Raw genomic sequence first — 24,691 nt, forward strand, 5'->3', positions numbered from 1 at the left:
CCATGGCACGGGCAGACATGCAGCACCTGACGGTGGGCGGCGCCCCCGAAGGCTTTGATGCCCAGCTCGTGCTGGATGAGCTGGATCGCAGCGGCGGACCTGTGGTCCATGTGGCGCGCGACGACAAACGGTTGGCGGCGATGCAGACCGCGTTGCAATTCTATCGGCCCGACATGCCGGTCTTTGTCTTTCCGGCATGGGATTGTCTGCCTTATGACCGAATTTCGCCCAATGCCGATATCTCGGCGGCGCGGATGGCGACGCTGGCGACCTTGGTTCATGGTGCACCGTCCAAATTCATTTTGTTGACGACGCTGAACGCCGCCGCGCAAAAGGTTCCGGCCCGGGACGTGCTGCGCGAGGCCGCCTTTACCGCCTATGTCGATCAGCGAATCGATGAAGCAGCGCTGCGTCAGTTCTTGGTCCGCATGGGCTTTACCCAAAGCCCTACGGTGGTCGAGCCGGGCGATTTTGCCATTCGCGGCGGCATTTTTGATATTTTTCCTCCGGGCCAAGGCAGCCCGGTGCGGTTGGATTTGTTTGGCGACATGCTGGACGGCGCACGGCGCTTTGATCCCGAAACCCAGCGCACGACAGAAAAACTGTCGGTCGTGGAGCTGGCCCCGGTCTCTGAGATCATTCTGGACGAAGCCGCCATCGCCCGGTTCCGGCAGAATTACCGGTTGGAATTCGGCGCCGCGCGCAGCGATGATCCGCTTTATGAGGCGGTCAGCGCCGGGCGCAAGTATCAGGGCGTCGAGCATTGGTTGCCGTATTTCCATACGCACCTCGAGACGTTGTTTGACTACGTGCCCGAGGCGTCGATCTGTTTGGATGAGCAATCCACCGCAATCCGGTTGGCGCGGTGGGACAGCATTGCCGACCAATACGATACCCGGCGCGAGGCGCTGAGCAACAAGGCGCGGATCGACACGGTCTATAAGCCATGCCCGCCGCATCTGTTGTATCTGGATGATACCGCGTGGCAGGCCGCTGTTGCGGACCGGCGCGTGTTGCAGTTCCACCCGTTCGCGCAGGCCTCGGGGCCGGGGGCGATTGATGCGGGCGGGCGGATTGGCCGAAATTTCTCGCCCGAGCGGCAGCTTGAGAATGTGAACCTTTTTGCCGCTTTGGCGCAGCATGTTAAAATCGCGCGGGCCAAAAAGGCCGTGGTCATTGCCAGTTATTCGGATGGTGCTCGGGAGAGATTAAAGGGCTTGCTGCACGATGAAGGCCTGATGGATGTTAAGGAAATCAAATCATTCCGTGACGTTCCTGATGTATCCGGCGGCGCGTTTCTGGCGGTCTGGGCTTTGGAGCACGGATTTGAAACGTCGCATCTGACGGTGATCTCTGAACAAGACGTTCTGGGGGATCGTCTGATCCGAACCGGCAAGAAGAAACGCCGCGCCGATAATTTCCTCACCGAAGCCCAAAGCCTCAGCCCGGGGGATCTTGTGGTTCATGTGGATCACGGCGTTGGACGCTATACCGGGCTTGAGGTCATTACCGCCATGGGGGCCGCGCATGAATGCGTGGCGTTGGAATATGCGGGCGGCGACCGCTTGTTCCTTCCGGTGGAAAACATCGAACTTCTGAGCCGATTTGGTCACGACGAAGGGCTGCTCGACAAGCTTGGCGGCGGCGCATGGCAGGCCAAGAAGGCGCGTCTGAAGGAACGGATCCGCGAAGTTGCGGATCGCTTAATCCGGATCGCGGCCGAGCGCGCCCTGCGGAAGGCCCAAGTTTTGGAACCGCCCTCGGCGATGTGGGACGCCTTTTGCGCCCGGTTCCCGTATGAAGAAACCGACGACCAGTTGGCGGCGATCCATGACGCCCTTTCGGATATGGCATCGGGTCAACCCATGGATCGGTTGATCTGCGGCGATGTCGGCTTTGGAAAAACCGAAGTCGCGATGCGGGCGGCATTTGTCGCGGCAGCAGCGGGCACGCAGGTTGCCTTGGTAGCACCGACGACGCTTTTGGCGCGGCAACATGCCAAGAGTTTTCAAGAAAGGTTCCGAGGGTTTCCTTTGGAAGTCAGACAGTTGTCGCGCTTTGTTTCAGCAAAAGACGCGCAGAAAACCCGCGATGACCTTGCGCGCGGCACGGTGGATATTGTCATCGGCACCCATGCGCTGTTGGCCAAATCGATCCAGTTCAAATCGCTTGGGTTGATGATCATCGATGAGGAACAGCATTTCGGCGTCGGCCACAAAGAACGGTTAAAGTCGATGCGGTCGGACGTTCATGTGCTGACCCTGACCGCGACCCCGATCCCGCGTACGCTTCAGATGTCGTTGTCGGGGATGCGCGATCTGTCGATCATTGGAACCCCGCCGGTGGATCGTCTGGCGATCCGCACTTATGTCAGCGAATTCGATGCTGTCACGATCCGGGAAGCGTTGCTGCGTGAACATTACCGGGGCGGCCAAAGCTTCTTCGTGGTGCCGCGCATTGCTGATTTGCCGGAAATCGAAGCATTCTTGCGCGAGCAGGTGCCGGAAGTGTCCGTCGTGCTGGCGCATGGCCAGATGGCCGCTGGCGAATTGGACGACCGAATGAATGCGTTCTACGACGGGAAATACGACGTGTTGTTGGCGACGACGATCGTCGAATCCGGTTTGGATATTCCCACGGCCAACACGATGGTCATCCATCGGGCTGATATGTTCGGCCTGTCGCAGCTCTATCAGATCCGGGGGCGGGTTGGCCGATCTAAGACCCGCGCCTATGCCTATCTAACCACCAAACCGCGGGCCAAGCTGACCCAGACCGCCGAAAAGCGGTTGCGGGTGCTCGGCAGTCTCGACAGCCTTGGAGCCGGGTTCACGCTGGCCAGTCAGGACCTGGATATTCGCGGTGCCGGCAACATTCTGGGCGAAGAGCAATCTGGCCAGATGCGCGAGGTCGGCTATGAGCTGTATCAGCAAATGCTTGAAGAAGCGGTCGCCAAGATCCGGTCGGGCGATCTGGAAGGGCTGCCGGATGACGATGGCCAATGGGCGCCGCAGATCAATCTTGGTGTGCCGGTGCTGATCCCCGAAGCCTATGTGCCGGATCTGGATGTGCGGCTCGGGCTGTACCGCCGGCTGTCGGGGCTGAAGACGAAGGTTGAGTTGGAAGGCTTTGCCGCCGAGCTGATCGACCGGTTCGGCAAACTGCCGCGCGAGGTCAATACGCTGCTGCTGGTGGTGCGGATCAAGACCGAGTGCAAGAAGGCCGGCATTGCGCGGCTGGATGCGGGGCCAAAAGGCGCGACCATCCAGTTTCACAACGACAAATTCGCTTCGCCCGCTGGGCTGGTCGCTTTTGTGCATGCGCAGGACGGGATGGCCAAGGTCAAGGACAACAAGATTGTCGTGCGCCGGGACTGGGCCAAGGAGGCCGACAAGATCCGGGGCAGCTTTGCCATTGCCCGCGATCTGGCTGACAAGTTGAAAAGCGTCCCAAAAGCCAATGCAAAGGCTTAGGGGGTGGCGGGCTGATCGGGCGCGTCGTCGGGTTCACCGGTGAATTCGGTCTGGACGATCTGGGCGTCATAGCCTTGATCGTCCAGCCAGCGCCGGAACACCGTTGTATAGCCGTGGGTGACAAGGATGCGTTCGGCCCCGGTCTCTTTGATTGCGGTGTTCAGCCCCGCCCAATCTGCGTGGTCCGAGACCACAAAGCCACGATCCGCCGCGCGGCGCCGGCGAATGCCGCGCACCGCCATCCAGCCAGAGGCGAAACCGGTGGCGGTTGCGCCAAACCGCGCCATCCATTGTGTTCCAAGCGCGGCTGGCGGCGCCAGCACCAGCCCGCCGGCCATGGCCTGTGGGGTGGTGTCCGGGGTCACCGGCAATGTGGCTGGCAAGGTCAGACCTTCGCGGCGCAGCACGGCATTTGTGGCCTCGACTGCGCCATGGCACAGGATCGGGCCAATTGACGGGTCGAGGGCGGCCAGCAATCGCTGGGCCTTGCCGAGGGAATATGCGCCCAGCACGCTGATCCGCCCCGCGGCGGCATTCTCGGCCCACCAGCCGTTGATGTCATGGCGGATGCTGGTTGCATCCGGCCAGTGAAAAGCCGGCAGCCCGAAGGTACATTCGGTGATGAAACAATGGCAACGAACCGGGGTGAACGGGGTGCTCAGCCCATCGCGCTCCAGTTTGTAATCGCCCGACACGACCCAGACCTCGCCGCCGACCTCGATCCGGATCTGGGCTGATCCGGGCACGTGGCCTGCCGGATGAAATGACACCCGGGCATCGCCGATCTGACGGCTTTCGCCGTAAGCCAGTACCTCAGATGAGATGTTCCCAAGCCGGTGGTGCATCATGGCGTCGGTCAGGCGGGTCGACAAATAATGGCCATGCCCGGATCGGGCGTGATCAGAATGTGCGTGGGTAATCAACGCGCGCGGCACCGGACGCCAGGGATCGACATAGAAATCCCCCGCAGGGCAATAGAGCCCGTGTTCCGTCGAAATCAGGCAAGGAGGAGGGTGGGCCAAATCGTCCGTCCTTTCGGTTGCGACAAGCGACGTTGCCGAGCGAAATTTGCAATCGAACATTCCTTCAGCAGATTGCTGAAAAAAAATGCATATGAAACGAGGCATTGCCTTTCCGCGTAAGACACTCTTTTCTGTACCTCAAGACCGTGCGACCTCACAGTCACAACGACAGGCAAAGACGGGCAAAATGGCAGCGACTTATTTCAATGAAATGTACGATGGCGGTTTGATCCGCCCCCCATATGCTCGTCTTGAGGACTGGCAAAAGAATATGCCGGATGAATTGCGTAATCTGAAACAGGCCGAAGCCGAGAGCTTGTTCCGGCGTATCGGGATTACCTTTGCGGTTTACGGCGAAGGCGGCGATCCAGATCGCTTGATCCCGTTCGACATGTTCCCGCGCGTGTTCACCAGTCTCGAATGGCAACGTCTGTCGCGGGGTGTGAAGCAGCGCGCCCGGGCGTTGAATGCATTTTTGTGCGATGTGTATGATCGCGGGGAAATCGTCCGGGCCGGACGTATTCCTGCGCGCCTCGTCTACGAGAATGAGGCCTTTGAGAAAAGCGTGGTGGGGTTCCGTCCGCCGAAGTCTGTCTACAGCCATATTGTCGGCATTGATCTGGTGCGGACCGGACCGGATGATTTCTTTGTGCTGGAAGACAACTGCCGGACCCCGTCGGGCGTGTCTTACATGCTGGAAAACCGTGAGATCATGATGCGGATGTTCCCGGCGCTGTTCCGTGAAAACCGGATCGCACCGGTGGAAAGCTATCCCGAACTTTTGCGGCAAACCTTGGCATCGGTGGCACCTGAAAAGTGCCGGGATGAGCCGACCATCGTGATTTTAACGCCGGGTCATTACAATTCTGCCTATTATGAGCATTCCTTCCTTGCCGACTTGATGGGGGTTGAGTTGGTGGAGGGCCAAGATCTGTATGTGGATGGCGATTATTGTTGGATGCGGACAACCGAAGGGCCGCGCCGCGTCGATGTGATCTATCGCCGGTTGGACGATTCCTTCCTTGATCCGTTGTGCTTCCGTCCTGACAGCATGCTGGGCGTTCCGGGCTTGATGAATGTTTATCGCTCAGGCGGGGTGGCGATTGCCTCGGCGCCGGGGGCGGGCGTGGCCGATGACAAGGCGATTTATACCTTTGTCCCCGAAATGATCCGGTTCTATCTGGGTGAAGAGCCGATCCTAAACAACGTTCCCACTTGGCAATGTGCCAAGAAAGACGAGTGCAAATACGTGCTGGAAAACCTCAAGGATCTGGTGGTCAAAGAGGTGCATGGCTCGGGCGGTTACGGCATGTTGATCGGCCCGCGTTCGACCAAAAGCGAGCAGGAATTGTTCGCCGCGAAGATCCGTGAAAACCCGTCCAACTACATCGCGCAACCGACCCTTGCCCTGTCCACCTGTCCGACCTTTGTCGACGAAGGGATTGCCCCGCGCCATGTCGATCTCAGGCCGTACTGTCTGGTCGGGGGCGATCAATGTGAACTGGTGCCGGGGGGCTTGACCCGCGTGGCGCTGACAGAGGGGTCGCTGGTGGTGAATTCGTCACAAGGCGGCGGCGTGAAAGACACTTGGGTACTGGCGGATTGATGACATGTTGAGCAGAACCGCAGATAATCTTTACTGGATGGGCCGCTATATGGAGCGGGCGGAAACCATGGCGCGCCTGATCAATGTTGGCGCGCGCATGAACCTGATGCCAGATACGGTGGATGGCTATCGCAGCGAATGGGTGCCGATCTTGCAGGCAACCGAGACCTATTCGGCGTTCGAAAAGAAATATGGCGAGGCCGTTGAGCGCAATGTCGTCTCGCATCTGTTCTTTGATAAGGACAATCCGTCATCGGTGGCGTCCTGCATTGGCGCCGCGCGCGAGAATGCGCGTATCGTGCGGACAGCGATCAGCAGTTCGGTCTGGGATGCCTTGAACGGGGCATTTCAGGACCTCAAGGATCTTGAACGGACTCCGCGCAGCGAGATCAGCATTTCGCAGCTGACCGAATGGACCGCCCGGCAGAATGCCTTGTTCGAGGGCGGGGTCCAAACCTCGCTCTTGCGCAATGATGGCTATGATTTTGTCAATCTCGGCTTTCATCTAGAGCGGGCAGATAACACCGCCCGGATCCTTGATGTGAAGTATTACGTGTTGTTGCCAGATGCCGGTTATGTCGGCTCGGGGCTGGACAATTATCAATGGCAGACATTGCTGCGGGCGATGCAAATGCACCGGGCGTTTCACTGGGCATATGGCGGCGAAATCACACCGACTAAGGTGGTGGATTTGCTGATCCTGAATGCGGCATGCCCGCGATCGTTGCTGACCGCGATGCAGGGTGCCACCAATCATCTTGACCGCCTTGCCCGCCACTATGGCACGACCAGCGAAGCCCAAAGCGAGGCCCGGAGCCTGTTTGCCGATCTGTCAGAGATGCGGATCACGGATGTTTTCGACCACGGCGTCCATGAGTTCCTCACCCGGTTCAAAAGCCAGGTTGCCTCAATCGGGGCTGCGGTGAACCGGGTCTATTTGACGGGAGTGCCAGCATGAAGCTGACGGTTTCACATTCGACCACCTACAGTTATTCCGGCCCGCGACGCCATGTGTTGCAAAGTCAGCGTCTGGTGCCATCCGATTTTGACGGCCAGCGTGTCCTCGACTGGACCGTCACGACCGAGGGCGGCACGGTGGGCTGCGAATTTCGCGACGGGGCTGGCGATCGGACCTGCACGGTGTCCGTGCCGGGGCCGGTGGACCGCGTCACGGTTCAAATCAACGGCACAATTGAAACCTTTGATACCTTGGGGGTGTTGCGCGGGTTTCGGGAAAAGGTGCCGCCCTTTGCCTATCTGCGGGCAACCCGGGTGACCCGGTCTGATGTGGCGTTGCAAGCCCTGTCAGAGCAGACCCTGACCGGGCTCGAAGGGGCCAACCTTCTGGATCGTGCCCATGCCTTGTCGGCTGCGGTGACCGAGGCGATTGCCTATCGGCCGGGGACGACCGAAAGCATGACCACGGCCGCAGAAGCCTTGGCGCAGGGGCAGGGCGTGTGTCAGGATCAAGCCCATGCCTTGATTGCGCTGGCCCTGCTCAATGAGATCCCGGCGCGGTATGTGATCGGCTATTTGTTCTCGGCCGGTGCCGAGGCAGACGTTGTCACCTTGAGCGATGATGTCCGGGCTGAGCTGCCAAATTCCGAGGCAGGTCACGCTTGGGCCGAGTTGTATATCGATGGCATGGGATGGGTCGGGTTTGATCCAGCCAATGCCTGTTGCCCGGACGAGCGCTATATCCGGCTTTGTTCGGGCGCGGATGCGTTTGAGGCGGCTCCGATCCGTGGTTTGGCGTCGGGAACGGGCGGCGAAGACTTGCAAGTCGTGGTTGCTGTTGAGGCGGTTCAGCAGTAAGGGCAGGGCTTCGAAATCGCCGCAATTGGCGAATGATGGGGCGCGGGTCATGACGTATTGTGTAGGTCTTCTTTTGGATGCGGGCATGGTTTTGCTCAGCGATACCCGGACAAATGCGGGGTTGGACCGCATCTCGACCTATAAAAAGATGTATACGTTTGAAGTTCCGGGGGAACGGGTGATGGTTCTCATGACCTCCGGAAATCTGTCGGTCACGCAAACCACCATGGCCCGCCTGCAAGACGCGATCGACGATCCTGACGCGACCGAGGACACATCGATTCTAAAGGCAAAATCGATGCTAAAGGTCTGCCAGATGGTGGGCGCTGTTTTGGCGGATGTGTCGGCAGAGATCACCCAGAAACTGGAACGGAATTCTCAGGCGACCGCATCGGCAAGCCTGATTATGGCCGGTCAGCGTCGGGGCGGCGAGATGCGGCTGTTCATGATCTATCCCGAAGGCAATTTCATCGAGGCTACGCCGGATACGCCATTTTTGCAGATCGGCGAGCATAAATATGGCAAACCTATTCTGGACCGGGTGGTGACGCCAAAGACTACCCTGTCTGACGCGCAAAAAGCCGTGCTGTTGTCGATGGATTCGACCCTGAGGTCCAATTTGTCTGTCGGAATGCCGTTGGATCTGACGGTGATCAAAGCGGATGCGTGCTGTGTTGACGAATATCGCCGTATTGAGTCCGGGGACGAGGTCTTTGCAGAAATGAGCGCCGCGTGGTCGAAAGCTCTGCGTGACGCGTTTTCTGATGTGGTGATCTAATCTGGCGCCAGATCGTCGTTTCAAATCGCAAGGGGCGACGTCAGTCGACCTGCTGCTGCGCGGTGATGGCCTTTGCGCGATGCGCGTTGAAAAATTCCGCGCTGCTTGAAAAGAACAGATCCTGCCGCGCGGCGGTTTCCATCATCGTCTCATGAGCCCCGTCCGGGATATCGACCAGTCGGGCATTGGGCCAGCGCGCGATCATAGATCGAACGACGTGCTGGGAGACGACTTTGTCGCCGGTGGGAAGGAACGTCAAAGACGGCACCGGCGGGGACGGGGAATGGCGTAGGCTGCGGCACTCCATCATGGCTTGATAGACCCATGCAAGCGACGGCGCGCCAAGACCCAAGGCCGGATCCGCCGTAAGATGGGCCTGCATATAGGCCAGCCCCTCGGGGTCATGGGTCAGCAGATTGGCAGACGGATCGGCTGTGGCGGCATAGACCTTGCGAGACATGCCCGGTGTGATCCATGCATTCAACTGTCCTGTATGTGCGATCCAGCCCAGCCCGTAGGTGAGCGGACGCAGGGCGCTTGGCACATTGATGCCCCACATCGGCGCGCTGAAGACGGCGGCGGCAACATCCAACTTGTTCCGCAGTGCGCGCAATCCGATGGCCCCGCCCAAGGAATGCGCAAGCAAGAACCATGGCCGCGGCATGGCCTCGGCCTGTGCGAAGGCTACCAACTCTGCCACGTCCTGTTGATAGTCTGCGAAGCGGCTGACATGCCCGATCTGCGCGTCGGGCAGGGGCCGATCCGACAAGCCTTGGCCGCGAAAGTCGACCGACACCATGCCATAGCCGAGATCCGCGAACCGGCGCGCGACACGGCCGTATTTTTCCAGATATTCGGTCCGGCCCTGCAGCAGCAAGACCGTCCCGTGGGTGCCGCGGCCCAGAAGGCCCAGCCTTAGGCGGGTGCCGTCCTTGGTATGCGTCCAGACCGCGCGGGCCACGCTGGGGGCCTGTGCGGAGACGTGATGGAACGGTGCCGTCTGAAATTGGGGGCCTGCCGGGCCGTCAGGCGGTGCCGCTCTGGTGTCAGGCAAGGACCGCGCCCAGCTTCATCGCCATTCCCATGTCGCCATCGATCTTCAAACGGCCGCTCATGAACGCGGTGGTTGGATTCAAGCTGCCTTCCAGAATATCGCGGAAAGTTTCTGTGTCTGCGGTCAGGGTCACGTCTGTCAGGGCATCGCCGGCGCGGACGCCTGCCTCATCAAGGATGATCGTGCCTTCGCCGATAATGTCAAACTTGGCACTGCCGTCAAAGCCGCCGGTGATCTTGTCGCGCAGTTTTTTGACTGCTGCATTTATCACGTCGCTCATTGCCAATCTCCCGAAGTGTTTGTTGAAGGTATCGCTATTGCAGATTGTGACGCTATATCTTGGATATGACGATCATGGTGCCTCGAATCAAACGTGCCGTTGCGACATTTTTTGCCTTTGTCGCGATGGCCGGAGCGTCGGTTGCTCAAACTGACCGTTTGGATCGGTTGTTTGAGCGGCTGAAAGAACCGGAGCTAGCGGAATGGGAGCAGGTCGAAGACGAGATTTGGGTCGAATGGTCGAAATCAGGGTCTGCGTCGGCTGATTTGCTGCTGGACCGGGGGCGCGACGCACTTCAGGCTGGAAATTATCCGTTGGCGATCGAGCATCTGACCGCGCTTGTTGATCACGCCCCGGCGTTCGCCGAAGGATATAATGCGCGTGCGACTGCCTTTTATCAGGCCGGTGAATTGGGACTGTCGGTGCAAGATATCGAAGCTGCTGTGGCGCTGAACCCGCGGCATTTCGGGGCGCTGTCGGGATTGGCGATGATTTTTGAAGGGCTTGGCATGTTGGCGGAAGCCCTCGATGTCTATGAAGCGGTCCATACTATACATCCTCATCGCCCGGACGTAGAAGATGCCATAATACGTCTGGAGAAAGACCTGGGCGACGTCGATCTGTGACGCACGCTGTCCGGTTGAGCGGCCATCCGCTGATCCTGCAACGGAAAAAGGGGATGTCATGGCGGTTCTTGGCCGAATAGAAGCCGTTCTCGGGCCGACCAATACCGGCAAAACCCATTATGCGATTGAGCGGATGCTGGCCTATCGCAGCGGTGTGATCGGTCTGCCCCTACGGCTGTTGGCGCGTGAAGTTTACGACAAGATCGTGGCGCTGCGCGGGCCATCCGTGGTTGCGTTGGTCACTGGCGAGGAACGGATTGTTCCCGAGCGGACGCAATATTGGGTCTGCACCGTCGAGGCGATGCCCGAAGGGATTGGCGCGGAATTTGTCGCCATTGATGAAATTCAACTCTGCGCCGACCCTGAGCGGGGCCATGTCTTTACTGACCGTCTACTGCGCGCACGTGGGTTGAAAGAAACGCTATTCCTTGGGGCCGATACCATGCGGGCGGCGATTGCGGCGCTTGTTCCTCGGGTGACGTTTTCACGGCGCGAACGGATGTCGGAGCTGACCTATGTTGGCGCCAAGAAGCTAAGCCGCATGCCCGCGCGCGCAGCGATTGTCGGATTCTCGGTCGAGAACGTCTATGCGATTGCGGAATTGTTGCGTCGCCAAAAGGGTGGTGCGGCTGTGGTCATGGGTGCGCTGTCGCCCAGAACGCGGAATGCACAGGTCGAACTCTATCAAAATGGCGATGTCGATTATTTGGTTGCGACTGATGCAATCGGCATGGGATTGAACCTCGACATCAAACATGTGGCATTCTCGACACTATCAAAGTTCGATGGCCGCCGGATGCGATCGTTGCAACCCAACGAACTGGCGCAGATTGCAGGCCGAGCTGGCCGTCATTTAGAGAACGGAACCTTTGGGGTCACGGGCGAGGCGCGCCCGCTGTCTGACGAGGTGGCCGAGGCGATTATGTCAAATCAGTTTCTGCCGGTGCGCAAGCTGCACTGGCGGAATTCGCGGCTGGAATTCGGCACCGTGCGGCGCTTGATTCAGTCGCTGGAACAGCAGACAATTGACGACTGGTTGACCCGGGCACGGGATGCAGATGACCTGATGGCCCTTAAGACATTGGCGGAAATCCCGGCGATCCGCGATCAGGCCACCTCTGGTCCGGCGGTGCAACTGTTGTGGGACGTGTGCCGCATTCCTGATTTTCGCGGCATCAGCCATGCGGAACATGCCAGCCTTCTGGAGACCATTTTTGGCTATCTCCACGATCTGCGCCGAATCCCTGACGACTGGATGGCGGCTCAGGTTAAACGCATCGATCGGACCGAAGGTGACATCGACACGTTGTCGAAACGATTGTCTTATATTCGTACTTGGACCTATGTTGCACAGCGCAATGGGTGGCTGGATGACGAAAGCCATTGGCGCGGCGTCACTAGGTCTGTAGAAGATCGCCTGTCAGACGCGCTTCATGATCGTTTGACGCAACGATTTGTAGATCGGCGCACTTCTGTGCTTTTGCGCCGGTTGAAACAGAAGGAGAGCCTTGTGGCTGAGGTTAACGATATCGGCGAAGTGACCGTTGAGGGACAGTTCATCGGAAAGCTTGAAGGATTCCGTTTCATCCAGGACAAGGCGGCGTCGGCAGACGAGGCCAAGACATTGCGTCAAGCAAGTCTTCAGGCCCTTGCTCCGCATTTCCATCTTCGGGCGGATCGATTCTACAATGCCCCCGACACCGAAATTGACTTCACTGAACAGGGCGGGCTGATGTGGGGCGAGCATGCTGTCGGCAAGCTGGTTGCGGGTCAGGAAGCCTTGAAGCCGCAGGTTCAGGCCTTTGTCGATGACGAAGCCGGGGCCGATGTGGTTCAGAAGGTTGAACGCCGGTTGCAGCACTTCATCGACCGCAAGATCGCATCGCTGTTTGAACCCCTGATCGCGCTGCAACGTGATGAGACCCTCACGGGCCTTGCGCGGGGATTCGCGTTCCGCATGGTTGAAGCCAACGGCATCCTGCGCCGCGAAGAGGTGGCGGGCGAAGTGAAGGCGCTGGACCAAGACGCCCGTGGCAGTCTGCGCAAGCACGGTATCCGTTTCGGTCAGTTCACCATTTTTCTGCCGCTGTTGTTGAAGCCGGCGCCGACGCGGTTGCGTCTGGTGCTTTGGTCTTTGAAGCAAAACCTAGATGAATTCCCAGAAAGCCCGCCGCCCGGCTTGGTCACCATTCCGGTGATGACCGGCTTGCCGACAGGCTATCACACCATGTCCGGCTATCGCGCTGCCGGCGAACGGGCGATCCGGATCGACATGCTGGAACGACTGGCTGATTTGCTGCGGTCCAAAGACACGCGCGGCGGGTTCGAATCGACCGCCGATATGCTGTCGATCACCGGTATGACGCTGGAGCAGTTTGCTGCGCTGATGCAGGGGCTCGGCTATCAGTCTATTCGAGGGGAACGCCAGAAGGTAAAGCCTGCACCGTCTACAGCGACGCCGTTGGCTGCCGAGTCGGACTCAGCCGAAGCCGATGTGGCAGACAGCCAGAAGGATGCGGACGAGGCCCCGAAAGCGGAAAGCGACGCTGAGGCGACGCCACTTGAGGGCTCGACACCCGAGGCCGTTGCCATAGAGACATCTGAAGCATCTGAAGCATCTGAAGCATCTGAAGCATCTGAAGCATCTGAAGCATCTGAAGTAGTAGCGGCGACCGTTGCCGATGACGCCGCACCCACGGCTGCCGCGGCGCAAGCTTCTGAGATCGAGGTGTTCTATACGTTCAGTTGGGTTCCACGCGCGAAATCCCGGTCCGGCGCGTCGGATCAGGCGCGTGGTACAGGTCAGAAAGAACGCACCAGAGGTGGCAACAAGTCCGGCAAATCCGCCGAAGGGCGCGGCGATGGCAAGCCACGGGGCAAGCGGGCGCAGAAATCCTCGGATGCCAAGCCCGCACATGCCAAACCCGCAAAAGTGGAGCGAATCGATCCTGATAACCCCTTCGCAGCGGCGTTGATGGGGCTTCGCAACAAGACCTAATATGACGGATTCGTCCGGCATACCGTCGATGCGGATCGACAAATGGCTTTGGCACGCGCGTTTTTTTAAGACGCGCGGCCGGGCCTCTGAGATTGCGGGCTCAGGTGGGCTCCGGGTGAATGGTGCCCGGATTTCAAAGCCCGCGCATCTGGTTCGCGTGGGTGATGTCCTGACGTTCCAACAAGAGCGTCAGACCCGGATTGTCGAGATTACCCGGATGACCGAGCGGCGGGGGCCAGCGCCCGAAGCGCAATCCGCGTACATTGATTGCAGCCCCGAACCGGTGCATGATCCAGGGGCACCGCAGTCGTTGCCGGGCCGACCGGACAAGAAACAACGGCGGCAAGCCCGTCAATCCGGGTTGGGGCGTCTTGAATGATCCGCCCGAGACAAATACAACGACCGAAATAACTAGACGGGCTTCCCCATGACCTATGTCGTCACAGACAACTGCATCGGATGCAAATATACAGATTGCGTCGAAGTTTGCCCCGTGGATTGCTTCTACGAGGGCGAGAACGCCTTGGTGATCCATCCGGATGAATGCATCGACTGCGGTGTCTGTGAACCGGAATGCCCGGCGGATGCAATCCGCCCGGACACCGAGCCAGATATGGAGAAATGGGTCGAATTTAACCGCAAATATAGCGAAGTTTGGCCGGTGATTTATACGAAGAAAGACCCGTTGCCAGACGCGGAAGCCCGCGATGGCGAGACCGGGAAACTGGATAAAATCTTTTCCGAAGCACCTGGGGAAGGCGGCTAAGCCACCGTAGCGCTGATCGAAAATCGAAGATCGAATTTATGGCTGCTAGCGGCCATAAAATCCTTGACCGGAAATTGACCTTCCCGAATCCTCGGTTTTTTGTTATATTCACGTTACAGGATAGCACACTGTGGAAAGATCGTCTTGCAAGTCATTGCAAGTGCGTGATTTTTTTTTGATGCAGTAAAATGGATGGCCGCCCGGCATATGGGCGCGGCCGCCAATGTAAGGATGAACATCACATGAGCCAAGCTAAAGCGCTCGAGTTTCGCGCCGACGATTTCGTTGTCTATCCGGCCCACGGGGTCGGACAAATCGTGTCGATCGAAGAGCAGGAAATCGCTGGGCTGCGCCTAGAACTATTCGTGATCTCCTTCGAGAAAGACAAGATGACCTTGCGGGTGCCGACGAACAAGGCTGCCGATGTTGGCATGCGGTCGTTGTCGTCCCCTGACATGATTGATCGCGCACTGGAAATCCTACGCGGCAAAGCCAAAGTCAAAAAGGCTATGTGGTCGCGCCGGGCGCAGGAATACGAACAGAAAATCAACTCTGGTGATCTGATTGCCATCGCAGAAGTGGTGCGTGATTTGCATCGTGCTGACGATCAGCGCGAGCAAAGCTACTCAGAGCGTCAACTCTATGAAGCCGCGCTGGAGCGTCTGACCCGTGAAGTTGCTGCTGTCAGCGGCGATGGCGAAGACGATGCGCAAAAGCAGGTCGGTGAAGTTCTGATGAGCCGCGCTGCTTAATCTCAGCGATCATCCATTTTGATTGGGGCCACTTCCGCAGGGAGGTGGCCCCTTTCTTATTACGCTATGACAAGATCGTAGACAGGACGATCAACACCAGTGTTTCGCTGATTTGCTGGCCCGCTCCAAGAATATCGCCGGTTTGACCGCCGATCTTTCGATGGGCCACAATGCCCCAGACCAGGATCGCCAATGCTGCGCTGGCGGTGCACAGCAGGCCAATCAGGACCGAATTTAGCACCAACATGCTGAGGCCGATTCCAAGCGTAATTGCCAATGCGGTTGTTGGCAGGCCGGGTTGGCCCGAGGAGGCCGACAGGCCGTTGGCGCGGGCCGGTGGCAAGGCGAACCAGATGGCCACCACTGCGGCCCGGGATAAGATCGCAGCCGCGATCAGCGCCCATCCCATCGCCGCGTCGGTGCCACTCAGCGCTGACCATCGCAGCAGCAGAATAAGGATCAAGGCAAGGACGCCATAGGCGCCGATGCGGCTGTCTTTCATGATTTCAAGGCGGCGGTCTTTGATCCAACCGCCCCACAACCCATCCACGGAATCGGCCAGACCGTCTTCGTGCATTGCGCCGGTTACGACAGCCAAAATTGCCAGCGCCAATGCAGCGGCAATCGATGGGCTGACGCCAACCCACAATGCCAGACCGGCCCCAGCGGCTGCGATGACGCCGACGACGGCACCAACGAACGGAAAGCACCACGCGGCTGCCGCACCCCGGGTGCGTGCAGTATCGGGGTCGACGGTCACCGGAAGGCGTGTCATCAGCCCCAGTGCGGCGAGAAAATCTTGTCGGTGAACAAGGCCATGGCGCGCATTCTTCATCGTCAGACATTTCCCTTTTGCTATGCTTGCGGTAACGATTTCCGCTGTCGAAATCAACGAGGACCCTGATGACCCAGAACGCATTTCCCACCCTAGACAGTCTGCGCGCGGCCATGACGTCTTTGCCAGAGCCCGACGCGTCTGCCCTAGCAGGGGCTGAGATGCGCAATGGTCAACTGACCAAGCCGCCCGGTGCCTTGGGCTATCTGGAGCCGTTGGCGATCTGGTACGCCGGATGGCGGGGCACCGAAACGCCCGACATCGCTGCGCCGCAGGTGCTAATTTTTGCTGGCAACCACGGGGTCGCGGCAAAGGGCGTGTCAGCCTTTCCACCTGAAGTGACGGCGCAGATGGTGGCGAATTTCCGATCCGGCGGGGCCGCGGTCAACCAATTGTGCCGCACTTTTGGCGCGCAGTTGGATGTGATCGCCTTGGAACTGGATCGTCCGACACAGGATTTCACCCAAGCGCCCGCCATGACCGAGGCCGAGCTTTGCGCGGCGCTGTCCGCTGGATGGCACGCGGTTGACCCACAGGCAGATGTGCTGGTCACCGGGGAAATGGGCATCGGCAACACCACTGCGGCGGCGGCAATCGCCACGGCGCTGTTTGGCGGCACGGCTGCGGATTGGACTGGTCGCGGTACCGGGCTTGAGGGCGCGGCGTTGGCGGCCAAGACCAAGGTGGTCGCGGATGGTCTGTTGCGCCACCCACAGGCCAAGACTGACCCGCTAGAGGCGTTGAGGTGTCTGGGAGGGCGCGAACTGGCGGCCATGGCAGGCGCGATCTTGCGGGCCAGGCATTTGCGGATACCCGTGATCCTTGACGGTTTCATCTGTTGCGTGGCCGCGGCGGTTCTTGCCGAATTGCAGCCCGGTGCACTGGATCATGCTGTTGCCGGGCATGTGTCGGCGGAAGGCGCCCATTCTGCGGTTTTGGCCCGATTGGGAAAGCGGCCGCTTCTGTCGCTGGACATGCGGCTTGGTGAAGGGTCGGGCGCAGTTCTGGCCATAGGGGTTCTCAAGGGTGCGGTGGCCTGCCTGAGCGGAATGGCGACCTTTCAGGAAGCCGGGGTCGCCGCAGGGGCGTAAGGGGTCTCAGCGCGAGGGCGGTGGCGCCGTCTCATCAACCGGTGCCGCCTCATCGTCCAGTTGGGACACAAGTGCCGTCTCAAGCTCTTTGTTCAGGGCTTTGGCGCGGGCAATATAGGCGTCGTTCTTGTCGACCGGCATTCCGGGGATCCAGACCTTTGCCAATTCTTGGGTCGCATGGCGATCCAGCTTATAAAACAGGGTTTCAAGTTCGGCGGCCTCGAATTCACTCAGACCCATGTTTTCAAGAACATATCGTGCCGCCCGCAGGGAGCTGTCGAACATCTCGCGGACGATGTCATTGGCCCCGGCACGATACAACTCGTACACATGCACCCGATCATGGGCGCGGGCCACGATATGCAGATCGGGACGTTGCGCGCGGGCGTATTCCACCAGTCTGATGGCCGCTTCCTTGTCATCGATGGCCACCACCAGCACTTTGGCCCGATCTAGTCCGGCAGCATGCAGCAAGTCGGGACGCGTCGGGTCGCCCAGAAACCCCGGAAATCCAAATCGGCGCATCAACTGGATCGTGGCGAGATCATTGTCCAGAACTGTCGCACGCAGGCCGCTCATATGCACCATTCGGTTGACCACCTGTCCGAACCGGCCAATGCCGGCAATGATGATCGGCCCGCGGTCTTCAATTTCATCTGCCGCATTCATCTCGTCGGGGCCGCCCTGATGGAGGCGTTTGCTAACCACCTCGTAAAGGATGAAAAACAGCGGGGTTAGCATCATGGAGAGGGCGATGATCAGATAGAGCGACGGGGCGTAGGCAACCGGAATAACGCCGCGCTGAAGGGCAAAGCCGACCAGCACGAAGCCGAACTCGCCTGCCTGCGCAAGGCCCAAGGTGAACAGCCATCGGTCCCGCCCTCTGAGATGAAAAATCAGCGCCAGAAGATACAGAATGGCACCCTTCACGCTCATGACCATGAGGGTCATAGCCACGATGCCCAGCGGGTTGCCACGCAAGGTCTGAAAGTCGATTCCGGCCCCGACAGTGATGAAAAATAGCCCTAAAAGCAGACCCTTGAATGGTTGAAGATCGGATTCCAGCTCGTGTCGGAATTCTGAGTTCGCCAAAACTACGCCAGCCAGAAATGTGCCCAAGGCGGGTGACAGGCCAACAATCAACATCAGGCAGGCAATGCTGACCACGATCAGCAGGGCCAAAGCCGTATACATTTCCCGAAGACGGGTGGAGTGGATAAAGCTGAACACTGGCCGCGTCAGGTAGATTCCCACCAGTACGATGGCGATTACCGATGCCAATGTCAGCAGCGCGACGCCCCAGCCGGGCAGGCCGTCGACAAATGCCAGCGCTGCTTGCGCGATTTCGGGCTCGGCCATGTCTGCGTGACTGGGTGCTGCACCCGAATGGGGGGCGGTCAAGGGGGCTTTTGGCAGGGCCGACATGGCGAGCAGGGGCAGAAAAGCCAACATGGGAATCACGGCGATGTCTTGAGTCAGCAACACAGCAAATGCCGAGCGGCCACCCCGGGTCTGCATCAGACCTTTTTCTGACAGGGTCTGGAGCACGATTGCGGTCGACGATAACGCAAAGGCCAGACCGATCGCCAAGGCGACACTCCAGTTCAGGCCAAGGCTCATGCCGCAGGCCATGATGGCCGCAGTGGTCAGCCCGACTTGCAATCCTCCCAACCCCAATAGGCGATGACGCATGGTCCAAAGGGTTTTTGGATCCAGTTCCAACCCGATCAGGAACAACATCATGACGACGCCAAATTCGGCAAAGTGTTGCAGGCTTTGTGTCTCAGATCCGACCACATGCAAGACGGGTCCGATCAAGACGCCTGCCAAAAGATAACCGAGGACCGAGCCAAGCCCTAGCCGCGCGGCAATTGGCACGGCAACCACCGCCGCCGCGAGATACACCATCGCCGGAAACAGGAAATCTTCCACTTTGCCTCGCTTTCAAAACACTGGCCCGATTTTGTCCGCTCAGGCAGGATAGGCACCGCCAAGCGGCGTGGGCGTCCAGATCGCGTCGGCGGATCGGCTGGCATTGCCGCCGGAACTCCCCCGGAAATCGACCGTTAGCTCTTGGGCATATCCAACGTTATGGTTTGTCCGCCTTTGAGATAGATCAGATGGCCTTGGCGGATCTTGGCGACCTTACCGCCGTCGACGGTATCGCCCACCTTGACGTTAACAACGCGCCCATTCGACAATCGCACCAGCGCACGGGGCTGAGAAGCCGAGCCGAAAGTCCCCAAAAGGTTGATGCGCGACAGGTCCATGCCATCGGAACGGGTTGCTTGCCGGGCCACCTTGGCCGGCGTTGGATTTTTCGGGACCAGCGTATCGTCCGCATGAATGGCCGGGCCATCCGGTGCGGTGGCCCGGGTCACGGCAAACATCTGCGCTTTTCCGGCGGAACGGGGCATTGGCCGCGGGGCTTGCGCCACAGCGAGCGCAGTGGGCGGGGCAGGAGTGGCGACGTCCTGAATCGATTCAGGTCGATCGGCCGGGCGCAAGGCCTCGAGTTCGGACACCGTTTTGCCACCGAGTCGATCCCGTTCAATGCGGTCGGCCAAATTGTCCGGTCGCTTGCGTGGTAGGATCCGCCGTAGGGGATCGTCGCTGGCAAGGCTGTCCCGGTCGGTGACGTCAACCTCTACCGGTTCTTCTAAAATGGGTCGGGGCTGGGTTTCGGTCGGCGGGTTGCCTTCGAATACAACAATCCCGTCTTGGGTTTCCTCACCCTCGGGGGATGGCTGCACAAGACCGCGTGCATCAACAGCGAAGGTCCGCCCCAAAGGTGGCGGCGGCGGCAGCGCGGCGGGTGCCGTTTGCTCATCCCAGGTTTCCGGCGCGGGCAGGGCCAGCGCGTCGGTGCGCACGTCCGGGTCCAGTCCGGGTTCCGACAAGGTATCAAGCGCGTCTAAGGTTGCGGTCGATTGCAGGCTGGGGGGCGGGGTGAAGTAACTGGGTCGGCCCAAAGCTTCGTCTGGGGGGCCGCTGGGCACCGAGACAGCTTGCAGCGAATGCTGCGCGGTTAGGGCAGACGATTGCGACTGATCTGCGATCGCGATTTGGGGATCGGCAAGCGGCAGGATCGTTGCGCCTGCTCCGGCGTCATCGGTCGGAGGCAAGAACAATGCGTCATCCGCGCCTGATATTTCGGCCCGTTGCGCGACGATGTCGTTCGGCATGGTGCGGTCGGGCAGCGATGCGGATCTGCCTAGAGGTGTGGACGGATGCGGGCCGGGCACCCAGAGGGCAGCGGCGATCATTGTAGCAATCAGCAGGGTCAGCAATGCCGCGGCGAGAGTCCAACGTTTGTTTCGCCACACCATGCCGCGCCAAGAGCTTCGGGTGGGGGCTAGGCTGGTGGTCTCGGCCGGTGGGTTCGCCGGGTCGTCGTCTGGAAGCGGGGTCAAAAAGACTGAGGGCTGCATCCGTGCTGCCGCATAGGCCCGGTCCCGTGCGGTCCGGATCAGGTCTTGCGACAAAGGCGACAGGGGCCGGGGATCCCGGCTGGATCCCGGCAGCAGATCGACCACGTCCTTGCCGCAACTGTACGGGGACAGGCCCTGTGGGGCCGGATCAGCCGAGCGTCCGAACCACGGCGTGCCGTCAAAACGGGAATCCCCCGGGCTGGCTGCGACCGCAACTGGATGCAGGCCAAGGCTACGGACATAGGTTTCGGCTTCGCGTAGAACCTCGATCGGGACGGCGGCCAGTTGAATGTGATCGGCGGCGGCGTGCCAATCCAGACGCAGCGCTGAGACAGGATAAGGGGTCTGCCCATCCAGCATCCAGCGCATCGCAGACAGGTCAGTCGTCACGGGCGCGTGCATATAAAACACCTGATCGGACGGAATGATCACAATCACGCTTGGCGTCTCAGTGGCCCCGGTCTGGCGGCTTAGGGCGGCGGTCCGCAGGCGGTCGGGCAGGTCTGGCGCGTCGACGGGCAGGCGCAGTAGCGACGCCCAACGACCCTGATCGCGGACAAGCAAAGAAATGCGCTCGACGGTCAGGTCGATCGCCAAAGTATCCTGCTGTCGTCTGAACTGAAGAATGCGCGTTGCCTCTGTGTAAATTGGTGTCCGCCTCCTATATCACAGCAGTGTGCGGATCCTAGCAAGAGCGCCCAAAAGATTAGCGGATTACACGACTAGAATTGGAGAAATGGATGCTTCGTCCCCTGCTTTTGATGATGTCCCTCGGGGCGGCGGTTGTCACGCCAGCGGTTTTAAGCGCTGAAGAAACCCGGTTGATCACGGTGTCCGGCACGGGCGCGGCGACGGCCGTGCCGGATATGGCAACCATTCGTTTCGGGGTCGTGGCGCAAGAGACAACGGCGGGCGCGGCGATGGACGCCATGTCCAAGTCGATGGCTCAGGTTTTGTCCACTCTGGAAGCCGCCGGGATTGCCGCGAAAGATGTACAAACGTCGGGGCTTGATCTGAACCCGCTGCGGGCAGATGCTGGACCAGACCGCTCGAAAGAACCCGAAATCATTGGATTTGAGGCCAACACATCGGTGTCGGTTCGGGTTCTGAACCTGCCCTCACTTGGTGGGCTTCTGGATGCGGTGGTGTCGGTTGGGGCTAACCGGATGCAAGGCCTGAGTTTCGGGCTTCAAGATACCGACGCCCAACTGGCCGAAGCGCGCAAAGCCGCTATCGCCGATGCGCTGAGCAAGGCTGCGCTTTATGCGGACGCTGCAGGGGTTTCGCTGGGGCCGGTCCAAAGTATTTCCGAACAGGGCGGTAATCCCCGTCCGGAAATGATGATGAAGGCCATGGCGATGTCCGACGCGTCGGTTCCGGTTGCCGAGGGCGAGGTCAGCCTGACGGCGCAGGTCACCGTGGTGTTGGCGCTGCAGGACTGACCTTAGATGGCTCGGATCAGGCGGTGGCTTTGGCCAGCGCCTGATCCAGATCGGCAATCAAATCATCGGCGTCTTCGATGCCGATGGAGAGGCGGACCACATTTGGTGCCGCTCCGGCAGCGACTTGTTGCGCTTCGCTCAACTGTCGGTGCGTGGTCGAGGCCGAGTGGATGATCAGCGATCGGGTGTCACCAAGATTGGCAACATGGCTGAAAATCTCAACGGAATCGACCAGTTTCATGCAGGCCTCATAGCCGCCCTTCACCGCGAAGGTGAACAAGCCGCCGGCCCCTTTTGGGCAAATCCGCGGCACCCGGTCGAAATAGGGCGACGACGGCAGGCCGGCATAGGTGACGAAATCCACCCGCGGATCGGCTTCCAGCCATTTCGCGACCCGTTCGGCATTCTCTACATGGCGTTGCATCCGCAAACTGAGGGTCTCAATGCCCATCAGTGTGTAATGTGCGCCCTGCGGGTTCATGGTCATGCCAAGGTCGCGCAAGCCAATGGCGATGCTGTGGAAGGTAAAGGCCATGGACCCCAGCGCTTCGTGGAAAACCAACCCGTGATAGGCCGGTTCCGGGGCGCTGAGCGACGGGAACTTGCCGCTGGCAGACCAATCGAAGGTGCCGGAATCGACCACGCAGCCGCCGGTCACGGTACCGTTGCCTGTCAGGTATTTGGTGGTCGAATGCACCACAAGGGTCGCGCCATGCTCAAACGGGCGGCACAGGTAGGGTGTGGCCGAGGTGTTGTCCACGATCAGGGGCAGGCCAACCTTGTCCGCAATCGCCGCAATGGCGTCGAGATCGGTGATGTAGCCGCCGGGGTTGGCAATAGACTCGCAGAAGATCGCGCGCGTGTTGTCGTCGACAGCCGCTTCGACCGCGTCCAGATCGTCGAAATCAACAAAGGTCGCGGACCAGCCGAACCGTTTGATGGTCTGGCTAAACTGGGTGATTGTCCCGCCATAAAGCCGGGTCGAAGCTACGACGTTCAGGCCGGGACCCATCAGCGGGAACAAGGCCAGCAGTTGCGCCGCATGACCGGACGAACAACATACCGCGCCAGCACCGCCCTCCAACGCCGCGATCCGCTCGGCCAGCACTGACACAGTGGGGTTGGTCAGGCGCGAATAGATGTACCCGACCTCTTGCAAGTTGAACAATGCCGCGGCGTGATCGGCATCCCGAAAAACATAGGCCGTGCTTTGATAGATCGGGGTCTGTCGCGCGCCTGTGGCAGGATCTGGATGCGCGCCGGCGTGGATCTGAAGCGTGTCGAAGCCGTGTGTTTTGGTCTCGGACATGTGGTTCTCCCTGTGCTGCTGTCGCACAGGTTTTAGGTGAACTCCCGTGACGCGACAAGCGATTGCGACGGAGCGCTCGCTTGGTCGGAGGATCCGCTTGTGGTGTCTACATTTGATGGTTGTGCCATGCGTAGAACTCTCTACCCTCAGCGGGCAGGGATGCAGAGGTGGATTGCTCAGGTCTTGGGAGGGATTGTTCCATGCGCAAACTTGTTGTCGCCACAGTGGCCGGATGCTGTCTGGCCGCGCCGGTCGCTGCGGATATTGTGATCGCCCATGTGTATGACCGCACCGGCGCACTTGAGGCCTATGCCAGTCAATCCCATACCGGTCTGATGATGGGGCTGGAATATGCCACCGATGGCACCATGGAAATTGACGGCGAAAAAATCGTGGTGATTGAAAAGGACAGCCAGTTGAAGCCGGAAATCGGGCGCGCCATGCTGGAAGAGGCGTATGGCGACGATTGGGCGGTCCTGGCGGTGGGCCCGGTCAGTTCAGGTGTGGCCCTTGCCATGTTGCCGGTGGCGGAAGAATTTGAGAAAATTCTGGTGGTCGAACCGGCCGTGGCCGACAGCATCACGGGTGAAAACTGGAACCGGTATATTTTTCGCACCAGTCGAAACTCGACCCAAGATGCGGTGGCCAGTGCCGTGGCCTTGGGCCATGAGGGCACGGTGATCGCGACGTTGGCACAAGACTATGCCTTTGGTCGGGACGGGATCGCCGCCTTTCGCGACGCCATTGCCCAGACCCCGGCCCGGATCGTTCACGAAGAATATGCGCCCACCGACACCACGGATTTCACGGCCGCAGCAGAACGCATTTTCGCAGCCATGAAGGATGAAATGGGCGACAAGAAGCTGTTCATCATCTGGGCCGGTGGTGGCAACCCCTTGGGCAAGATCAACGCCATGGAGCCGGGACGGTATGGTATTCAGTTGGCGGCGATCGGTAATATTCTGGCGGCGATGACAACCTATAAGGAATTGCCGGGCATGGAGGGCGCCACCTATTATTATCACGACATTCCCGACAATCCGGTCAATGACTGGCTGGTCCGAGAACATGAGGCCCGGTTTGGCGGCCCACCCGATTTTTTCACGGCTGGCGGAATGGCTGCGGGGATTGCTGTGGTAGAGGCGCTGCGTAAAGCGGACAGCACCGATACCGAGGCGTTGATCGCGGCGATGGAAGGGATGGAATGGCAGACCCCAAAAGGCACCATGCGGTTCCGCCCAGAAGACCACCAAGCCTTGCAATCCATGTACCATTTCAAAATCCGGGTGGATCCTGATGTGGCGTGGGGAATCCCTGAATTGGTGCGGGAATTGACCATTGACGACATCGTGGTTCCCATCCGCAACAACTGATATGGCCTGCGACGGGCGGTGTCGGACAGGGGGAACGGCA

General features: G+C 59.7%; 20 protein-coding genes. 13 read left to right on the forward strand and 7 right to left on the reverse strand.

All coding sequences use genetic code 11. The features are described from left to right. The first annotated feature begins 2 nt into the window (after positions 1 to 2). Entirely contained in the window at positions 3 to 3,473 is a 3,471-nt protein-coding gene (mfd, locus tag BV911_RS08545) for a transcription-repair coupling factor (RefSeq protein WP_240512199.1), read from the forward strand. Here mfd and BV911_RS08550 read toward each other — a convergent pair. Then, a complete protein-coding gene (locus BV911_RS08550; RefSeq protein WP_240512200.1) occupies positions 3,470 to 4,495 on the reverse strand; it encodes a ligase-associated DNA damage response exonuclease in 1,026 nt (341 codons plus the stop codon). The two genes, mfd and BV911_RS08550, sit on opposite strands and share 4 nt — an antisense overlap. 187 nt (positions 4,496 to 4,682) lie before the next feature. Here BV911_RS08550 and BV911_RS08555 point away from each other — a divergent pair, with 187 nt between their 5' ends. The 4 genes from BV911_RS08555 to BV911_RS08570 are packed head-to-tail and all read left to right on the forward strand — an operon-like array spanning position 4,683 to position 8,694. Then, positions 4,683 to 6,101 carry a circularly permuted type 2 ATP-grasp protein gene (locus BV911_RS08555; protein ID WP_086053181.1) on the forward strand — a complete coding sequence of 473 codons (1,419 nt, stop codon included), beginning with the start codon at positions 4,683 to 4,685 and terminating at the stop codon, positions 6,099 to 6,101. Positions 6,102 to 6,105: 4 nt separating this feature from the next. After that, on the forward strand, positions 6,106 to 7,059 hold the full coding sequence (locus BV911_RS08560) for an alpha-E domain-containing protein (RefSeq protein WP_086053182.1): 954 nt from the start codon (positions 6,106 to 6,108) through the stop codon (positions 7,057 to 7,059). Beyond that, positions 7,056 to 7,916: a transglutaminase family protein gene (locus BV911_RS08565; RefSeq protein ID WP_086053183.1), complete on the forward strand. Its 861-nt coding sequence runs from the start codon at positions 7,056 to 7,058 to the stop codon at positions 7,914 to 7,916. Before BV911_RS08560 ends, BV911_RS08565 begins: the two co-directional genes overlap by 4 nt. Positions 7,917 to 7,965: 49 nt before the next feature. Next, positions 7,966 to 8,694, forward strand: a complete 729-nt coding sequence (locus tag BV911_RS08570; RefSeq protein WP_086053184.1) for a proteasome-type protease — start codon at positions 7,966 to 7,968, stop codon at positions 8,692 to 8,694. Between the two features lie 40 nt (positions 8,695 to 8,734). On the opposite strand, the gene BV911_RS08575 is transcribed toward BV911_RS08570, so the two are convergent. Together BV911_RS08575 and BV911_RS08580 are read right to left on the reverse strand one after the other, a co-directional pair. Beyond that, a complete protein-coding gene (locus tag BV911_RS08575; protein WP_086053185.1) occupies positions 8,735 to 9,748 on the reverse strand; it encodes an alpha/beta fold hydrolase in 1,014 nt (337 codons plus the stop codon). Next, positions 9,741 to 10,028, reverse strand: coding sequence for an SCP2 sterol-binding domain-containing protein (locus tag BV911_RS08580; RefSeq protein WP_086053186.1), 288 nt, complete (start codon positions 10,026 to 10,028; stop codon positions 9,741 to 9,743). Before BV911_RS08580 ends, BV911_RS08575 begins: the two co-directional genes overlap by 8 nt. A gap of 74 nt (positions 10,029 to 10,102) precedes the next feature. Here BV911_RS08580 and BV911_RS08585 point away from each other — a divergent pair, with 74 nt between their 5' ends. The 5 genes from BV911_RS08585 (at position 10,103) to BV911_RS08605 (ending at position 15,170) form a co-directional block, all read left to right on the forward strand. Continuing rightward, complete coding sequence (locus BV911_RS08585; protein ID WP_240512201.1) at positions 10,103 to 10,654, forward strand: tetratricopeptide repeat protein; 552 nt, start codon at positions 10,103 to 10,105, stop codon at positions 10,652 to 10,654. A 58-nt stretch (positions 10,655 to 10,712) separates the two neighbouring features. Continuing rightward, positions 10,713 to 13,652 carry a helicase-related protein gene (locus tag BV911_RS08590; RefSeq protein ID WP_086053187.1) on the forward strand — a complete coding sequence of 980 codons (2,940 nt, stop codon included), beginning with the start codon at positions 10,713 to 10,715 and terminating at the stop codon, positions 13,650 to 13,652. A gap of 1 nt (position 13,653) precedes the next feature. Further along, on the forward strand, positions 13,654 to 14,031 hold the full coding sequence (locus BV911_RS08595; protein WP_086053188.1) for an RNA-binding S4 domain-containing protein: 378 nt from the start codon (positions 13,654 to 13,656) through the stop codon (positions 14,029 to 14,031). A 48-nt stretch (positions 14,032 to 14,079) separates the two neighbouring features. Further along, positions 14,080 to 14,418 carry a ferredoxin FdxA gene (fdxA, locus tag BV911_RS08600; protein WP_086053189.1) on the forward strand — a complete coding sequence of 113 codons (339 nt, stop codon included), beginning with the start codon at positions 14,080 to 14,082 and terminating at the stop codon, positions 14,416 to 14,418. A 242-nt stretch (positions 14,419 to 14,660) separates the two neighbouring features. Continuing rightward, complete coding sequence (locus tag BV911_RS08605) at positions 14,661 to 15,170, forward strand: CarD family transcriptional regulator (RefSeq protein ID WP_086053190.1); 510 nt, start codon at positions 14,661 to 14,663, stop codon at positions 15,168 to 15,170. Positions 15,171 to 15,234: 64 nt separating this feature from the next. On the opposite strand, the gene cobS is transcribed toward BV911_RS08605, so the two are convergent. After that, complete coding sequence (cobS, locus tag BV911_RS08610; protein ID WP_086053191.1) at positions 15,235 to 16,005, reverse strand: adenosylcobinamide-GDP ribazoletransferase; 771 nt, start codon at positions 16,003 to 16,005, stop codon at positions 15,235 to 15,237. Positions 16,006 to 16,073: 68 nt separating this feature from the next. Between cobS and cobT the strand changes: the two genes are divergently transcribed. Next, on the forward strand, positions 16,074 to 17,096 hold the full coding sequence (gene cobT, locus BV911_RS08615) for a nicotinate-nucleotide--dimethylbenzimidazole phosphoribosyltransferase (RefSeq protein ID WP_086053192.1): 1,023 nt from the start codon (positions 16,074 to 16,076) through the stop codon (positions 17,094 to 17,096). A gap of 6 nt (positions 17,097 to 17,102) precedes the next feature. Here the strand turns inward: cobT and BV911_RS08620 are convergent, their stop codons facing one another. Together BV911_RS08620 and BV911_RS08625 are read right to left on the reverse strand one after the other, a co-directional pair. Then, the gene (locus BV911_RS08620) at positions 17,103 to 19,028 is read right to left on the reverse strand and encodes a monovalent cation:proton antiporter-2 (CPA2) family protein (protein WP_086053193.1); all 1,926 of its coding nucleotides are present in this window, start codon (positions 19,026 to 19,028) and stop codon (positions 17,103 to 17,105) included. Positions 19,029 to 19,162: 134 nt separating this feature from the next. Next, on the reverse strand, positions 19,163 to 21,124 hold the full coding sequence (locus BV911_RS08625) for a hypothetical protein (protein ID WP_086053194.1): 1,962 nt from the start codon (positions 21,122 to 21,124) through the stop codon (positions 19,163 to 19,165). A gap of 143 nt (positions 21,125 to 21,267) precedes the next feature. Between BV911_RS08625 and BV911_RS08630 the strand changes: the two genes are divergently transcribed. Continuing rightward, the gene (locus tag BV911_RS08630) at positions 21,268 to 21,969 is read left to right on the forward strand and encodes an SIMPL domain-containing protein (RefSeq protein ID WP_086053195.1); all 702 of its coding nucleotides are present in this window, start codon (positions 21,268 to 21,270) and stop codon (positions 21,967 to 21,969) included. 16 nt (positions 21,970 to 21,985) lie between these two features. Here BV911_RS08630 and BV911_RS08635 read toward each other — a convergent pair whose 3' ends face one another. Then, entirely contained in the window at positions 21,986 to 23,278 is a 1,293-nt protein-coding gene (locus BV911_RS08635) for an O-acetylhomoserine aminocarboxypropyltransferase/cysteine synthase family protein (protein WP_086053196.1), read from the reverse strand. Between the two features lie 200 nt (positions 23,279 to 23,478). On the opposite strand from BV911_RS08635, the gene BV911_RS08640 reads away from it, so the two are divergent. Further along, positions 23,479 to 24,651: a substrate-binding domain-containing protein gene (locus BV911_RS08640; protein ID WP_086053197.1), complete on the forward strand. Its 1,173-nt coding sequence runs from the start codon at positions 23,479 to 23,481 to the stop codon at positions 24,649 to 24,651. Positions 24,652 to 24,691 lie beyond the last annotated feature (40 nt).

This window comes from Pseudoruegeria sp. SK021 (assembly GCF_002119405.1).
GTDB lineage: Bacteria > Pseudomonadota > Alphaproteobacteria > Rhodobacterales > Rhodobacteraceae > Meridianimarinicoccus.

Excerpts from the sequence above, each read along its gene's own strand:
- mfd (WP_240512199.1), top strand. The coding sequence starts at position 3 with ATGGCACGGGCAGACATGCAGCACCTGACGGTGGGCGGCGCCCCCGAA.
- BV911_RS08555 (WP_086053181.1), top strand. The coding sequence starts at position 4,683 with ATGGCAGCGACTTATTTCAATGAAATGTACGATGGCGGTTTGATCCGC.
- BV911_RS08560 (WP_086053182.1), top strand. The coding sequence starts at position 6,106 with ATGTTGAGCAGAACCGCAGATAATCTTTACTGGATGGGCCGCTATATG.
- BV911_RS08565 (WP_086053183.1), top strand. The coding sequence starts at position 7,056 with ATGAAGCTGACGGTTTCACATTCGACCACCTACAGTTATTCCGGCCCG.
- BV911_RS08570 (WP_086053184.1), top strand. The coding sequence starts at position 7,966 with ATGACGTATTGTGTAGGTCTTCTTTTGGATGCGGGCATGGTTTTGCTC.
- BV911_RS08580 (WP_086053186.1), bottom strand. The coding sequence starts at position 10,028 with ATGAGCGACGTGATAAATGCAGCAGTCAAAAAACTGCGCGACAAGATC.
- BV911_RS08585 (WP_240512201.1), top strand. The coding sequence starts at position 10,103 with ATGGTGCCTCGAATCAAACGTGCCGTTGCGACATTTTTTGCCTTTGTC.
- BV911_RS08590 (WP_086053187.1), top strand. The coding sequence starts at position 10,713 with ATGGCGGTTCTTGGCCGAATAGAAGCCGTTCTCGGGCCGACCAATACC.
- BV911_RS08595 (WP_086053188.1), top strand. The coding sequence starts at position 13,654 with ATGACGGATTCGTCCGGCATACCGTCGATGCGGATCGACAAATGGCTT.
- fdxA (WP_086053189.1), top strand. The coding sequence starts at position 14,080 with ATGACCTATGTCGTCACAGACAACTGCATCGGATGCAAATATACAGAT.
- BV911_RS08605 (WP_086053190.1), top strand. The coding sequence starts at position 14,661 with ATGAGCCAAGCTAAAGCGCTCGAGTTTCGCGCCGACGATTTCGTTGTC.
- cobS (WP_086053191.1), bottom strand. The coding sequence starts at position 16,005 with ATGAAGAATGCGCGCCATGGCCTTGTTCACCGACAAGATTTTCTCGCC.
- cobT (WP_086053192.1), top strand. The coding sequence starts at position 16,074 with ATGACCCAGAACGCATTTCCCACCCTAGACAGTCTGCGCGCGGCCATG.
- BV911_RS08630 (WP_086053195.1), top strand. The coding sequence starts at position 21,268 with ATGCTTCGTCCCCTGCTTTTGATGATGTCCCTCGGGGCGGCGGTTGTC.
- BV911_RS08635 (WP_086053196.1), bottom strand. The coding sequence starts at position 23,278 with ATGTCCGAGACCAAAACACACGGCTTCGACACGCTTCAGATCCACGCC.
- BV911_RS08640 (WP_086053197.1), top strand. The coding sequence starts at position 23,479 with ATGCGCAAACTTGTTGTCGCCACAGTGGCCGGATGCTGTCTGGCCGCG.